The organism is Fischerella sp. PCC 9605 (genome assembly GCF_000517105.1).
GTDB lineage: Bacteria > Cyanobacteriota > Cyanobacteriia > Cyanobacteriales > Nostocaceae > PCC9605.
This window is the reverse complement of the sequence record NZ_KI912153.1, coordinates 1-16,406: the sequence shown is the minus strand read 5'-3', so window position 1 is coordinate 16,406 and position 16,406 is coordinate 1. Positions and strand designations below refer to the sequence as shown.

General features: G+C 38.0%; 8 protein-coding genes. All 8 read left to right on the top strand.

The features are described 5' to 3' along the window. Window positions 1–30 precede the first annotated feature (30 nt). Window positions 31–885, top strand: coding sequence for a 3-hydroxyacyl-CoA dehydrogenase family protein (locus FIS9605_RS0132455; protein WP_026736229.1), 855 nt, complete (start codon window positions 31–33; stop codon window positions 883–885). 19 nt (window positions 886–904) lie between these two features. Continuing rightward, window positions 905–1,153: an acyl carrier protein gene (locus FIS9605_RS0132450; RefSeq protein ID WP_026736228.1), complete on the top strand. Its 249-nt coding sequence runs from the start codon at window positions 905–907 to the stop codon at window positions 1,151–1,153. 40 nt (window positions 1,154–1,193) lie between these two features. Continuing rightward, entirely contained in the window at window positions 1,194–2,360 is a 1,167-nt protein-coding gene (locus tag FIS9605_RS0132445; protein WP_026736227.1) for an acyl-CoA dehydrogenase family protein, read from the top strand. A gap of 148 nt (window positions 2,361–2,508) precedes the next feature. Continuing rightward, window positions 2,509–3,351 carry a cupin-like domain-containing protein gene (locus tag FIS9605_RS40145; RefSeq protein WP_026736226.1) on the top strand — a complete coding sequence of 281 codons (843 nt, stop codon included), beginning with the start codon at window positions 2,509–2,511 and terminating at the stop codon, window positions 3,349–3,351. Between the two features lie 45 nt (window positions 3,352–3,396). Further along, on the top strand, window positions 3,397–4,467 hold the full coding sequence (locus FIS9605_RS0132435; RefSeq protein ID WP_026736225.1) for an HAD-IIIC family phosphatase: 1,071 nt from the start codon (window positions 3,397–3,399) through the stop codon (window positions 4,465–4,467). 73 nt (window positions 4,468–4,540) lie between these two features. Beyond that, window positions 4,541–10,378 (top strand): type I polyketide synthase, encoded by a 5,838-nt coding sequence (locus FIS9605_RS0132430; RefSeq protein ID WP_026736224.1) that lies wholly within the window; start codon window positions 4,541–4,543, stop codon window positions 10,376–10,378. Between the two features lie 7 nt (window positions 10,379–10,385). After that, complete coding sequence (locus FIS9605_RS39135) at window positions 10,386–11,795, top strand: condensation domain-containing protein (RefSeq protein WP_051470237.1); 1,410 nt, start codon at window positions 10,386–10,388, stop codon at window positions 11,793–11,795. A 298-nt stretch (window positions 11,796–12,093) separates the two neighbouring features. Continuing rightward, on the top strand, window positions 12,094–16,406 hold a 4,313-nt coding region (locus FIS9605_RS42045; protein ID WP_082209932.1), incomplete at its 3' end, for a non-ribosomal peptide synthetase.

Below are 16,406 nucleotides of genomic sequence, written 5' to 3'. Positions count from 1 at the left end.
AGCAAATGTAAATTGAGGTTAGTTGAAATCATGAATATTCAAACAGTAGGCGTTGTTGGTGCAGGTGTAATGGGAATAGGGGTTGCACAAAACCTAGCTCAAACAGGTCATCAAGTTATTCTAGTAGATGTTTCTGAAGATATTCTGGATAAAGCTAAACAGGAAATCAGAAATAATATCCGCTTTCAGGCTTTTTTCAAAAAAAGCGATCGCCAAGAAACTCCAGATGGTATCATCGAAAAAATAGAGTTTTCTACAAACTATAAAATTTTAGAAAATGCAGATTTTATCGTAGAAAACATCACAGAAAAATGGGATATTAAAAGAGATGTATATCCCCGATTAGATTCTATTTGTCCAGCAGATTGCGTATTCGCTGCTAACACATCAGCAATTCCCATTACCCGCATTGCTTCAGTTACCAAACGTGCCGATAAAGTTGTTGGTATCCACTTTATGAATCCTGTACCAATGAAGCCGGTGGTGGAGATGATTCGTGGGTATCATACCTCTGATGCAACAATTGAGATAGCAAAAAAAATGCTAGCGCAGATGGGGAAAGAGTGCATAATTGTTAATGATTCGCCCGGTTTTGTTTCCAACCGCGTGTTGATGTTAACTATTAACGAAGCTGTTTTTCTGTTACAAGACCAAGTTGCTACAGCAGAAGATGTAGACAAAATCTTTAAAGGCTGTTTCGGTCACAAAATGGGCCCTTTAGAAACAGCTGATTTGATTGGGCTAGACACCATTTTATTTTCTATCGAAGTCTTGTACGAAAACTTTAACGATAGTAAATATAGACCATGCCCCTTACTCAAAAAAATGGTGGATGCAGGGTTACATGGTAGAAAAAGTGGTAAAGGATTTTACGTATATCAATAAATAGGAATAATCAAGACTAATGAACGAAATTCAAGCTAAAATCAAAACTTTCCTTGACAAATTTTTCGGCAATCATGACTTGCAACCAGATGAAGACATTTTTGCTCTAGGTTTTGTCAATTCTATGTTTGCCATGCAACTTGTTTTGTTTGTAGAGCAAGAGTTTCAGATTGCCATTGAAAACGAGGACTTAGAATTTGAAAATTTCCGCACAATCAACTCTATCGCCAATTTAATTGCACGTAAAACTGCTATTCTTGTGCAGTAATAAAATATAAATTGCCATTTTCTGTGGCAGAAATGGTATTATGAAACTAGAACTATCTGCTCAACAAAAAAACGCTCAAGCTGAATTTAGAGCTTTTGTTAATCAAGAAATATGTCCTCATGCTGGAGAATGGGATAGGAAAGAATTTACTCCACTAGAACTAATTAACAAAATAGCTGAACGTGGTTTTCTTGGTGCCATATTACCCCAAGAATATGGTGGTAAAGGAATGGACATGATTACCTATGGCATACTCAACGAAGAAATTGGACGGGGATGTTCTTCTGTGCGGAGTTTGCTGACAGTTCACAACATGGTTGCTCATGCTTTGTGTAAATGGGGTAATAAGTCTCAAAAAGAGTATTGGCTTCCCAAATTTGCATCTGGAGAAATCATCGCTGCTTTTGCATTAAGCGAACCGAATGTAGGTAGCGATGCCAAAAGTGTAGAAACAACAGCAACGCTTGCTGGTGATGCTTATGTCTTAAATGGACAAAAGAAATGGATTACCTATGGACAAATAGCAGATGTATTTTTGGTCTTTGCTAAATGTGAGGGAAAAGCAGGTGCTTTCTTAGTTGAAAAACATAGCCCAGGACTGTCAGTCAAACCAATGTCTGGTATTTTAGGTGTTAGGGCTTCAATGTCAGCAGAATTGCAGTTTGATAACTGTCACGTTTCTTTAGAAAATTTAGTAGGTAAATTAGGATTTGGATTTTCCTACATTGCTTCTTCTGCACTTGATTATGGTCGATATAGCGTGGCATCGGGTTGTGTAGGTATTGCTCAAGCATGTTTGGAAGCTTGTATCAAGTATACAAACGAGCGAAAACAGTTTGGTGTTTATCTTAAAGAACATCAATTAATTCGTCAAAAGATTACTCAGATGATAACTAACACCAAAGCAGCAAGATTGTTATGTTATCAAGCTGGTTATCTCAAAGAGATTAACGATCCAAAATCGATTATAGAGACTTCTATTGCGAAGTACTTTGCATCCACAGCAGCTACCAAAATAGCAAATGATGCTGTACAAATACATGGTGGCAATGGTTGTAGTAGTGAGTACCCAGTTGAAAGGTATTTACGGGACTCTAAAATTATGGAAATCATCGAAGGTAGTACTCAAATTCAAGAAATTACTATTGCAGAATCAGGCTATCAAAATTATCTTTTTTCAACTGTTTCTACTGTTCCAGAAAATTAATTTCGTTGCATGAATGTTGGAATAATTTGACGTTGAAATCATTGAAAATTCTTTTTTAAGTGAGCAAAGTCATCTTATAATTCAGCAACGCTAAATAAAAGCCACTATTACTCGACAAATAAGAACAATTAAATTCTTGGAGTTTTTTATGGTAGTTAAAAATAGTGATTCAATTTTGAAGATTACAAATCCTAGTCAAAAAGAATTTATAGAGCTTTGGAAGCAACATCAACCTTTTTTAATTGATGGTGTTGCTGAAAATTGGTATGCCTATAAAAATTGGTCTAATGATTATCTACTAAAAAAATGTGGTAATAATACTATTCGTGTACTTTGTTACGATCAAAACTATTTGGATAATTATAATTATGTATTCGATAAAACTTATCCTGACAAATTTATGAAGTTCAAAGACTATCTAGATATAAAATCTAGTGAAAATAACACAGAAGATTCTTTAAGATATTATATGGCGGCGGTAAATTTAGAACAATATTTTCCTGAACTAACTGTTGATATAAGTTATCCAGAGTACTTTAATAGAAAACCAAGAATTAACTTCTGGTTTGGTTCTTGTGGTAATACTACCACTCTTCACTTTGATCGAGAGCATAATATTCTAGCTCAAATTCGAGGCAGAAAAAGAATACTTCTGTATCCTCCTTCAAATTATTTATCATTCTATCCACCCATTGGAGAGAATGGCGCTTTAGAATATTGTAGTAAAGTAAATCCTATCAACTACAATTTAGAATTATTTCCAAAGTTTCCTTGGCAACAAAAAAAGGAAATTATACTCCAAGCTGGAGAAATGCTCTATGTACCACCTTTTTGGTGGCACCATGTGACAGGAGTAGATGAGAACATATCATTGTCATTTTGGTATGATATTCAAATAGGAGATTGGTTCAGACAAAAGAGAATTTTTTCTACTATTTTGAATATATTGCATCATTCTAAAACAGTACTATTTACACATGATGGATCGTAATTTTATACTCTTTTACAAAAGAAATTAGCAGAGAGAATTTAAGACATGATTAGTACTCAAGAGCAAAATGTAAATAGCAAACAAAAAGATAAAAAGTTCATTAAATGTGTCGTTTGGGATTTAGATAATACTCTATGGCACGGAGTTCTGCTGGAAGATGAGAAAGTTTCTCTACGAGAAAATATAGTAAACCTTATTCAGACTTTAGATAGTCGTGGTATCCTACAATCTATAGCTAGTAAGAACGAACGTGCTACGGCAATAGCCAAACTAGAAGAATTTGGTTTAAAAGAGTATTTTTTATATCCCCAAATTAATTGGAACTCTAAAGCTTCTTCCCTCAAGGAAATTGCTAGGTTACTGAATATTGGTCTAGATGCGATCGCTTTTGTTGATGACCAATTATTTGAACTAGAAGAAGTAAAATTTACTCTGCCAGAAATTCTCTGTATAAACGCAGATGCAATAGCAGAAATTTTAGATATGCCTGTCATGAATCCCCGTTTTGTTACGGAAGATTCACGAATTAGAAGATTGATGTATATTAGTGATATAGAGCGTCAAAATGCAGAGAAAGAATTTGTTGGCACAGCAGACGAATTCTTAGCTACTCTGAATATGAATTTCACAATATCCTCTGCAAAAGAAGAAGACTTGCAGCGTGCAGAAGAATTAACATTACGAACTAACCAATTGAATACAACTGGTTATACCTACTCCTATGACGAACTCAATCATTTTCGGCAATCAGAAAACCATAAACTGCTAATTGCCAGTCTGGAAGATAAGTATGGCAGCTACGGAAAAATAGGTTTAGTTCTGATCGAATGCCAAGCAGAAATATGGACAATCAAGCTTTTACTGATGTCCTGTCGCGTCATGTCGAGGGGAGTCGGGACAATAATGTTAAATCATGTCATGAGTCTGGCTCAAAGCAATAATGTCCGTCTTTTGGCAGAGTTTATACCAAATGACCGCAACAGAATGATGTATATATCTTATAAATTTGCAGGTTTTAAAGAAATTGATAAGAATGGCGATTCAGTTATTTTGGAAAATGATTTAACTCGAATTCAAGATGTGCCTTCATATGTAAAATTTCAAGTAATTGATTAAGTATTATACGAACCGCCAATAGCGTCCTCGACGCTAAGGAAGAGAAGGGTAGTTATTTAAAAGGTTCAATTATATGAATAAACAAGATGATAATGAAAAAACTTATGAATTAATGGAAGGCATTGCTATTATTGGGATGGCAGGGCGTTTTCCAGGAGCCATCAACATACAATCTTTTTGGCAAAATTTACAAGATGGCGTGGAGTCATTATCCTTATTTACAGATGAAGAGTTAATAGCTGCTGGTGTATCTCCGGCGTTGGTAAATGATAGCAATTATGTCAAAGTTGGTGGTGTTTTAGAAAATATTGATTTATTTGATGCTGCATTCTTTGACCTTAATCCAAAAGAAGTTGAAGTAATAGATCCTCAACATCGCCTGTTTTTGGAATGCGCTTGGTCAGCATTGGAAAACGCTGGTTATGACTCAAGTAAGTGTGAAACCAGAATTGGTGTTTATGCTGGTGCTAGCTTAAATAATTATTTATCTTTTGATTTGAATAATGACCAATTAGGGTCAGCACAATCATACCAAAAGTTGATTGGAAATGATAAAGGGTTTCTCTCTACCCGTGTTTCTTATAAATTAAATCTTACTGGGCCAAGTATTACAGTTCAAACAGCTTGTTCTACATCATTAGTTGCTACTATCCTCGCGTACCAAAGTTTGCAGAATTATCAATGTGATATGGCATTGGCGGGAGGAGTTTCCATCCGATTGCCACAAAAAACTGGTTATTTTTATGAACCAGGAGGGCCACTATCACCTGATGGTCATTGTCATGCTTTTGATGCCAAAGCGCAGGGAACAACTATTGGTAACGGTGTGGGAGTTGTTGTTCTCAAGCGAGTCAAAGATGCGATCGCCGACGGTGACTGTATTTATGCAGTCATCAAAGGTGCTGCAATTAACAACGACGGTTCCATGAAAGTCGGCTACACAGCGCCTAGCGTCGATGGTCAAGCAGAAGCGATCGCCGAAGCGGTAATGCTAGCAGAAGTAGAACCAGAGACAATCAGCTATATTGAAGCTCATGGTAGCGGCACAGCTTTGGGCGATCCGATTGAAATTGCCGCGCTGACCAAAGTTTTTCGTGCTAGTACTGAGAAAAAGAATTTCTGCGCCATTGGTTCAGTCAAAACCAATATTGGTCATTTAGATGCAGCAGCTGGAGTTGCAGGATTAATCAAGACTGCTTTAGCTCTAAAACATCAGTTAATTCCAGCAAGCTTAAACTTTGAGCAACCCAATCCTCAAATTGATTTTGCTAATAGTCCTTTTTATGTCAACACAAAGCTAACCCAATGGAAAACAGGCTCGACTCCACGCCGTGCTGGTGTTAGCTCTTTAGGAATGGGGGGAACAAATGCCCATATGGTTCTCCAAGAAGCCCCAACAATTCCAGCTTCTAGTCCTTCCCGTCCTTGGCAATTGTTAGTACTCTCTGCAAAAACCGAGTCTGCGTTAGAAGCGGCAACACAAAATCTGAGCCAACATCTAATGCTAAATCCCGATCTGAATCTTGCAGATGTAGCTTATACCTTGCAAGTGGGGCGCAGAGACTTTAGTCATCGACGAATATTAGTTTGCTCCGATGCCCAAGATGCAATTAATGCATTGAATCAGCAATCCTCACAACGAGTTTTAACTCAATTTCAAGAGTCAGGGACTCACTCCGTTGCTTTCATATTTCCCGGAGAAGGTGCGCTGTATGCAGACATGGGCAAAGAACTCTACGAAACTGAGCCGATGTTTCGCGAACAGGTAGATCGCTGCTGCCTAATATTAAGACCACATCTAGAGTTAGATTTGCGTTCTGTAATTTATAAGAGCGAATCTGAGCGGGAAAGCGCAGTAGAGAAACTCCAACAAACTTGTTTTGCTCAAAGCGCACTGTTCGTCATTGAGTATGCTTTGGCTCAATTGTGGATGTCGTGGGGTATTTTCCCTCAAGCAATGATTGGGCATGGTATGGGAGAGTACGTCGCTGCTACTCTAGCTGGAGTTTTTTCCCTTGAAGATGTCCTTGCACTGGTAGCGAAAGAGTTTTCCACTGAGTTGTTACAAAAAATTCAACTCAATTCTCCGACAATTCCATTCATATCTAATGTTAGTGGAACTTGGATTACTCAAGCTGAAGCAATAGACCCTAACTACTGGGCACAACGACAGGAAGCAGTACATTTTAATGAAGGAATTAGCGAGTTAGTCAAAGACACTCAGCGAATTCTACTGGAAGTTGGTTGTGGAGAGACTTGGAATACAGAAGAATTGACTGTGCTGACCTCAATACCCCATCCTCATGAGCAGCATTCAGATGTAGCATTTTTACTCCATACCTTGGGTCGGCTGTGGATGTTGGGAATCAAGATTGATTGGTCAGGTTTTTACGCCAATGAACGCCGTCATCGTCTTCCCTTACCAACCTATCCTTTTGAGCGTCAGCGTTACTGGCTTGAGTCAACAGCCTCCCAGGAATCATTAGAGCAAAATCCATCGAGTCATCCTGTTGAAAATCAGCGTTATTCTATTGAGCTAGACTCCTCATCTACCTCAGAAACAGCATGGCAGCGATCGCTAGACAAAAAACCAAATATAGCTGACTGGTTTTATATTCCAGTATGGAAACAATCCATGCCACTTGAGTTTTTCCAAACAGAAGAACTGACAAAGCAAAAGTTGCATTGCTTGGTCTTTGTGGATAGCTATGGAGTAGGTGCCGAATTTGCCAAACGACTGGAACAGCAGGATCAAGATGTCATCACCGTGCAGATGGGTGAACAGTTTAGTAAGCTCAATGACCGGATGTATGTCATCAATCCCCAGCAACCAGACGACTATGATGTCTTGTTCCAGGAACTTAAAAAGCAGGATTTTCACCCAAATGCGATCGCCCATTTTTGGAGTGTTACGCCGAATGATACTTTGCTCAACAATGAGCCAGAATTGTTAGAAGATTTGCAGTATCTTGACTTCTATAGCCTGCTGTTTTTAGCACAAGCAATAGGAAGACAAAATATTTCGGATTCCTCAAAGCTGATGGTCGTAACCAGCAATATCCATAATGTAACTGGCGATGAAAGTTTATGCCCAGAGAAGGCTACGGTATTAGGGCCATGCAAGGTAATTCCCAAGGAATATCCGAACATCAATTGCAGTAGTGTTGATGTAGTGATGCATTCTGCTCAAACCCCTTTATCAGAAAAACTCATAGATAACCTGGTAGCAGAATTAACATTACAACAGACTAATGAGATAGTTGCCTATCGTGGATATCACCGTTGGATTCAAACGTTTGAAGCTATCCCGTTAGATGAGCGCATTGCAGGCAAAACTAAGTTAAGAGAAGGTGGAGTTTACTTAATTACTGGTGGACTCGGAGACATTGGTTTAGTATTGGCAGAACATCTAGCAAAGACATTACAAGCTAAGTTAATACTAATCGGGCGAGGGGGACTACCTGAGCGTTCCGAGTGGGAACAATGGCTAGTAAATCATGATAGCGAAGATGCTGTCAGTCGTAAGATACAAAAAGTGCTAAGACTTGAAGAATTGGGAGCACAAGTTGAGGTCAAAAATGCCGATGTAACCAATTCCGAGCAAATGCAGGCGGTAATTGCTCAAGCATTACAGAAATTTGGTCAAATTAATGGTGTCATCCATGCGGCTGGTATTGCTGGTGGTGGTGTCATCCAACTCAAGACGCGGGATATGGCAACCAATGTATTAGCACCAAAAGTTAAAGGCACATTAGTCTTGGGAGAGATTTTAAAGAATATAAATCTAGATTTATTTGTGCTTTTTTCATCCAAAACTTCTATATTAGGTGAATTTGGGCAGGTAGATTATTGTGCAGCCAATGCCTTTCTAGATGCTTATGCTCACCGTAATAATTCCACATTTGCTCAACTCACAGTATCGATAAATTGGGATGCTTGGCAAGAAGTAGGGATGGCAGTTAAGACTGTAATGCCAAGCGAAATTAGACAAGGGCGTGAAGAAAGTCTAAAAAAAGGGATATTGCCTCAAGAAGGTGTTGATGCTTTTAATCGCATTCTGCAATGTAGGTTATCCCAAGTTGTTGTATCAACACAAGATTTCCAAGCTGTAATTGAGCAGAATAATTCTTTTCAGTATTTGGAAGAGGGATTAACGCTTTTGGAGGAAAAATTATCTTTACTAAATCCCTCTAAAGCAAATCATCCCCGCCCTAATCTAGGAAATGATTACATACCTCCCCGTAACGAAATCGAGCGAATGCTAGCCGATCTCTGGCAGCAAGTTATTGGAATTGATCGGATAGGTATCTATGACAACTTTTTTGAGTTGGGTGGAAATTCCATAACCGCGATTCAAATCGCTGCCAAAGCTAATCAAGTAGGCTTGAAATTAACAGCTCAACAGTTTTTTCAACACCAGACAATTGATGAATTAGCGGCAAACTTATCTATTATTCAAACCATCCAAGCTGAGCAAGATTTAGAAACACAAGAGTTACACCTTACACCGATTCAGCATTGGTTCCTGACGCAAAATCAGCCCGATATACATCATTGCAACCAGTCTTTACTACTGGAAATGCAGCAAATATGCGATCCCAATTTGTTAGAGCAGGCTTTACAGCATTTGATTCAACATCATGATGCATTTCACCTACGTTTTATCCAAACAGAATCTGGCTGGCAACAAAGTTATGCCAGTTTTCATGATACTATTGAATTGAAACGAGTAGATTTGTCGACAATACCAGAAATTGAGCGAGAACTCGCGATAGAATCACAAGCTGCGGAACTAGAGGCAAGTTTGAACTTATTTGAAGGTTCACTTGTACGGTTTGCCTTCTTTGACCTAGCGCCACAACAAACTAGCTACCTGCTAATTATCATTCATCACCTTGCAGTTGAGAGTGTCTCTTGGCAAATTTTGCTAGAAGACTTGCAAACAGCTTATCAGCAAATCAGTCAGGGCAAGGCGATACATTTGCCAGATAATACTACCTCATATATGCAGTGGGTAGAATGTCTACAAGAGTATGCTGAATCTTCAGAAATGATCCCAGAACGGGACTATTGGCTCCAAGAAATGCAAAAACCATTTAGCCGCTTACCTGTTGACTATTCAACAGGTGATAATACAGCAGCTAATGCAGATATAGTATCAGTTTGTCTAAATAAACAAGAAACAAAAGCTCTACTGGAGGAGATACACAAAGCCTATAATACTCAAATCAATGATGTGTTACTCACAGCTTTGGTGCAAGCTTTTGCAAAATGGACGGGAGAACGGAAACTGCGGGTGGATATTAGAGGTAATGGTAGAGAAAAAATCTTCAAAGATATAAATCTATCCCGTACTGTTGGTTTGTTTACTACTTATTTTCCAGTTATTTTGGATACAACAGAATCTGCAGACCAAGGAGATTCATTAATCACAATAAAAGAGTATTTGCGTAGCATTCCGAACACTGGTATCGGCTATGGCATACTACAGTACTTGAGCAGCGAGCAGGAGATCCAATCGAAACTGCAAGCTTTTCCTCAGAGTGAAGTGAGTTTCAACTACTTAGGTCAATATGACCAAATGATTTCAGAGCTGTCTTTATTTTGTCTCCCCCAAAAATCGAAAGGACTCAGCTATAGTACACCTACCAACAGAGTTTATTTGCTAGAGATTAATGGAATTGTTGTTAAAGATGAATTGCAATTTCATTTGATATACAACCAAGCAATTCATCGGCGAGAAACAATTGAAAAATTGGCAAATAATTTTCTAGAAGCATTGCGATCGCTGATTGTTAAGTGTCAGTCTATTGAAACAGTAATGTATACACCTTCCGACTTTCCAAAAGCTAACTTGAACAAACAAAAATTGGATCAGTTTCTGGCAAGAATTAACCAAACAAGTGAGTAAAAAATAAATGAAAGCAGAAAATATTGAAGATATATACGAACTCACCCCTGTACAAAAGGGCATTCTCTTCCATTGTTTATATTCTGAACAATCTGCACTATATTTTTTCCAGCATATCTTCACTTTGCGTGGCAATCCTGATATCGATGCCTTTGAAAAGGCTTGGCAACTTGTAGTTGATAGACACACAATTTTACGTACTGGATTTTATTGGAAAGAAGCTGAAACCCCACTACAAGTTGTATACAAACAAGTAAAAGTACCCCTAAATCAGCATGACTGGCGTAATCTGGAGCCAGTTGAACAAAAAAAACAATTAGAATCTTTTATTCTCAGCGATCGCAAGCAAGGTTTTGACTTTTCCCAGCCATGTCTGATGCGTCAAACTTTAGTTCGTCTTGCTGATGACTACTATCAATTTATTTGGAGCTATCACTTCATCATCATAGATGGTTGGACAGGTCCACTAATAATCCAGGATTTTGTGCAAATTTATAAAGCACTTTCTCAGAATAAAGAAATATCTTTAGCACCTACTCGTCCTTTTAGAGACTACGTTGACTGGTTGCAGCAGCAGGACATATCTAGAGCCGAAATTTTTTGGCGACAAGCATTACAAGGTGTTAAAGCACCAACTTCTCTCACTTACATAGAAAAAATTGACCAATTGTCTACTCAGGAAGAAAGGTACGATGAAGAAAGAATTAAGCTATCATCAACAAGCACACAGGCAATACAGTCCTTGGCGATACAACATCGTCTTACCCTCGCTACCATAGTTAACGGTATCTGGGTTATTCTCCTCAACCGCTATACCAGACGCAACAACATACTATATGGCTGTACTGTTACTGGACGCCCGGTAGATTTGGAGGGAGCAGAGTCAATGGTTGGTATGTTTGTTAATACATTGCCAATCTATGTCCAGATAGATATTGAACAGTCTTTGTTGTCATGGCTACAGCATTTACAGACTCAACTGGTTGAAGCACGTGACTATGAATATACTCCATTGACGGAAATTCATGGATGGAGTGAAGTACCGCGAAACTTAACTTTATTTGAAAGTATTGTGGTGATTGAAAACTTTCCAGTCAGCCAATTTTTACAAGAATGTAAGATAAATTTAGAAATTCAATATACTGAATTGTATTACAGAAATAACTATCCTCTGAATTTAGTTGTCTACCCAAATGAAGAGTTATTAATAGCTTTCTCCTATGATTCTAGAAGATTTGATACTGATACTATTGCCGGAATACTCGAAGATATTGAAATGCTCGTGCAACAGATGATAACTAATCCTAATGTCAAAATTAAAGACTTAGCATTTTTGACGCCAGAAGAGCAAGAAGTTACTTCAATGTTAGAAAAAGAAGCATTCAGTAGGTCGGCACAAATACAGTTAACTAGTTAGGAGCGTCATTTTTCCTTTGTCATTAGTAAGGGTTTCAGCAATTTTATATTACCTAACATAATGATGTTTATTTCCGCCTACTTACTTATTTGATTGGACTTTCGCTCTGTGTAGTTAAACAGTTAACACAGCATAATGATACAGGAATTAAAACTTTTCTACCTTTAATAATTGATATGCCCACCCTGTTTCAGGATGTTCTACGAGCAGAAACTCTTCTAATGAGTAAGTGAATACCAAATCCCATTGACATAATCATATTTACAACTTAACCATTACTTGGCGACAAGGAGAAAAAATGGGTATGCATTTACGCACAAATAAATTATTTTCTAAAAAGATTTATTGGATCAATAAATTATCAGGAGAACTGCCAGAAACAAATCTGATTCTGGACTATATAAGACCTTCACTTTCTATTACTAAAAATAAGTCTCTTAGCTTTGATTTATCGCATGATTTATCTCAAGCAATCATTAAGCTAGCTAAAGGTTCTTACTTTTCAATATACTTGATCCTTGTATCTGTATTGAATATACTGCTGCAAAAATACACTCAAAACAATGATGTTATTGTCGGAATACCGATATATGAAAAAATTGGTACTAATGATTTAAATAGCAAAGTTATTCCCCTGCGGACTCAGGTGATACCTCAACTTACATTCAAAGATTTTTTGTTTCAAGTTCAAGATTCAGTTATTGGTGCTTATAGTCATCAAAACTATCATTTTGATGAATTAATTCAGTTATTAGAAATACCAACAAGTCCGAATCGTTGTCCATTTTTTGATATCATAGTTTTATTAGAAAATATTCATAACAAAAACAATTTAAATAACCTCAATAATGACATCACATTTTCTTTTTTAATTAACAGTGAAAATATTAGTGCTAATATAGAGTACAATCAACATCTTTTTAAAGATGAAAATATAGAATTTATAAGTAAATATTATACTAATGTTCTTGAAAGTATTATCAACAATGTTGATACTAAAATATCAGATGTTGTTTTCTTGAAAGACTCCGATCAACACCAGTTGCTAAAACAATATAATAACAATATTAAAGACTATCCAGTTGAGCAAACAATCAATCAATTATTTGAACAGCAAGTATCTCAGACTCCAAGCAATATAGCTGTTATTCATAAAGAAACTCAACTAACATATAAAGAGTTAAACGAAAAAGCTAATCAACTAGCCGGATTATTGAGAAAATTAGGAGTCTGCAAAGGAGAGTTTGTAGGTATTTTTAAAGACCGCGATATCAATTTCCTTGTTGCTATCCTTGCGATATACAAGGCAGGTGGTGCATATGTACCCATTGATAGTACTTACCCACCAAATCGAATTAAATATATGTTATCTAATAGTGAAGTGAGATGTCTATTAACAGATTTTTCGCTATTAAACAGCTTATCAGACTTGCGAGAAGATTGTTCGCAATTATCATCTATTATTTGTTTAGATGATGTAATTCCCGAACGTACACTTCTTGATAATAACGCAGAGTTAAAAATATACAATAAGTTTGATTTTTATAATCTCTCTACCCATAATGTAGAACAGATGAATGATGCTGGCGATCCAGCTTACATGCTGTATACATCAGGTTCCACAGGACTACCCAAAGGAGCAATAGTCAGACATGATGGTGCAGTCAATCATATTTATGCTCAATTTGATGAGTTGGAATTAACAGAAGAATTTTGTTTTCTGCAAAGCGCCCCTTCTTCAACAGATATTTCTGTCTGGCAATTTTTGGCACCACTTTTCATCGGTGGAAAGACGGTAATAGTAGATCTTGAAACTGTTGCGATTCCTGAAAAACTATTCCAAGTACTCAAATCATCAAAAATTACAGTTGTTGAATTAGTACCAGCATTATTTGGCAGCTTACTAGAATATACTTCAAGGCTAGCAATTGCCGAAAGAGAATTACCATCTTTGAAATGGATGATGGTTGTGGGGGAACCGGTATCAGTAAGTTGGGTAAATAAGTGGTTGCAGATATATCCCTCCGTCAAAATTGCGAATGCTTACGGTCCGACTGAAGCAGCAGATGATATCACCCAGTTTATCGTTGACAAGCCTTTGCCAGAAAATCAGCGAACAGTTCCAATTGGTAAACCCTTAGCAAACTTAAATCTCTACATTCTCGATCGGCAAATGCAATTATTACCGATTGGTGCTCCAGGAGAGATTTGTGTATCGGGAATTGGTGTGGGTGCTGGTTACTGGAAAAACGAAGAAAAAACTAAATTAAGCTTTGTTCCTAACCCGTTTACAGATGCGAGCAACAACTTACCAGCAAATCGCCCAGATTTAATCTATAAAACTGGAGATTTGGGAAGATGGCTTGGTGATGGCAATATAGAATTCCTCGGACGTATTGACCATCAGGTGAAACTTCGCGGTTTCCGGGTTGAGTTGGGAGAGATTGAGGCATTTTTGGTTCAACACCAAGCAGTTAGGGAAGCGGTAGTTGTAGTTAGAGAACACAACGGTGATGATAAACGCTTGGTGGCTTATGTTGTGCCTAAGTCTGAGTTTTGTCAGGATGATGCAACTAGTAATCAGCTAGTCCAACAGTTACGTGATTTTCTTCAACAAAAGCTACCAGGGCATATGGTTCCTTCTGCAATTGTACTGCTCGAAGCATTGCCCCTGGCTCCCAGTGGTAAAGTAGATCGCCGCGCATTACCTGTACCAAGTTTCAAGAATGAATCTGAATTGGGTTTTGTTGCACCTCGTACTCCCACAGAGGAGATCGTTGCTGATATTTGGGGTCAGGTATTAAAGCAAGAGCATATCGGTATTCATGATAATTTCTTTGATTTGGGTGGACATTCTTTATTGGCGACCCAAGCTATTTCCAGGTTGCGGGAAGCTTTTAAGCTAGAGTTACCTTTACGCTGTTTGTTTGAAGCACCTACTGTCGCTCAACTGGCTCAACTGGTAGAGGGTTTTATACGTAAAAATAATGTAGCTTTAGTTGCTGAACAGCAACGTATCCGCCCAGTAAAACGGCAGGGAACCCTACCTCTATCGTTTGCTCAACAGCGATTGTGGTTTATAGAAGAGTTGACAAAAGTTAGTCAACTATTCGACGTACCTACATGTTTATACTTAAAAGGCTCACTGAATGTCACAGCACTGGAATCTAGTCTCAACGAAATCGTGCGACGGCATGAAGTATTAAGAACAAATTTTACATCGGTTGAAGGACGATCTGTCCAAGTAATTCATCCGACTTTAAACTTAACCTTACCCATAGTTGACTTTCAAGAATTACCAGAAGCAAAGCGCGAAATTGAAATTCAAAGACTTATTGATAGCGAGGCATCGCGATGCTTTAACTTAACTGAAGATCCATTGCTGCGTTGTATTCTCTTACACTTAAGTAAAGAAGAACACATATTATTATTCACCATTCATCACATTGTTACGGATGGTTGGTCGTTGGGAGTAATTATTAGAGAATTAACAACGCTTTACGAAGCCTTCTGCCAGAATCAACCTTCACCATTACCAGAATTACCTATTCAGTATGCAGACTTTGTTGTTTGGCAACGACAGTATTTGCAGGGAGAAGTTCTGGACAATCTCCTCACTTACTGGAAACAAAAGCTGAGTGGAAATTTGCCTGTCTTGCAATTACCCACAGACTATCCCCGACCAGCAATTCAGAGTTTCTCTGGTAAAAGGAAATCATTTTTTCTATCCCCAGACTTAACACAAGCGTTAAAGATACTTAGCCGCGATCAAAATACAACTCTCTTCATGACCTTGTTAGCAGGGTTTAAGACATTACTACATCGCTACAGTGGTCAGGAAGATATTTTGGTGGGTTCACCCATTGCTAATCGCAACCAGGACGAGATTGAGCAACTAATTGGCTTTTTTGTCAACACCCTTGTCTTACGTACTAATTTCAGTGGTAATCCTAGTTTTCAAGAATTACTAAGGCGTATACGTGAGACAACTTTAGGAGCTTATGCTCACCAAGATATGCCTTTTGAGTTGTTAGTGCAGGAACTAGAACCACAGCGAAATTTGAGTCATACACCTCTATTTCAAGTGATGTTTGTGCTTCATAATGCACCAATACCTGCGTTAGAAATGCCTGGTTTAGCTTTAACCCCCTTAGAAACTAACAATAATCGTAACGTCATGTTTGATTTGACACTCCACATGACAGAAGTAGAGGGGGGAATAGTTGCAAGTTTAGATTACAATACAGATTTATTTGAGGAAAATACGATCTGTCGGATGGCGGGTCATTTGCAAACGTTGCTTGAAGCAGTTGTTGCCAATCCACAACAGCGTTTGTCGGAGTTACCACTGTTGAGGGAATTTGAACAGCATCAATTACTGCGGGAGTGGAATCATACAGAAGTTGAATATCCTCAACAGCAGTGTATCCATCAATTATTTGAAGCGCAAGTAGAACGCACGCCTGATGCAGTGGCTGTAGTTTTTGAATCGGAACAGCTAAGCTACCACGAACTCAACAAAAGAGCAAATCAACTCGCACACTACTTGCGTTCATGGGGAGTAAAACCAGAAGTATTAGTAGGGATTTGTCTAGAGCGATCGCTCTCTAT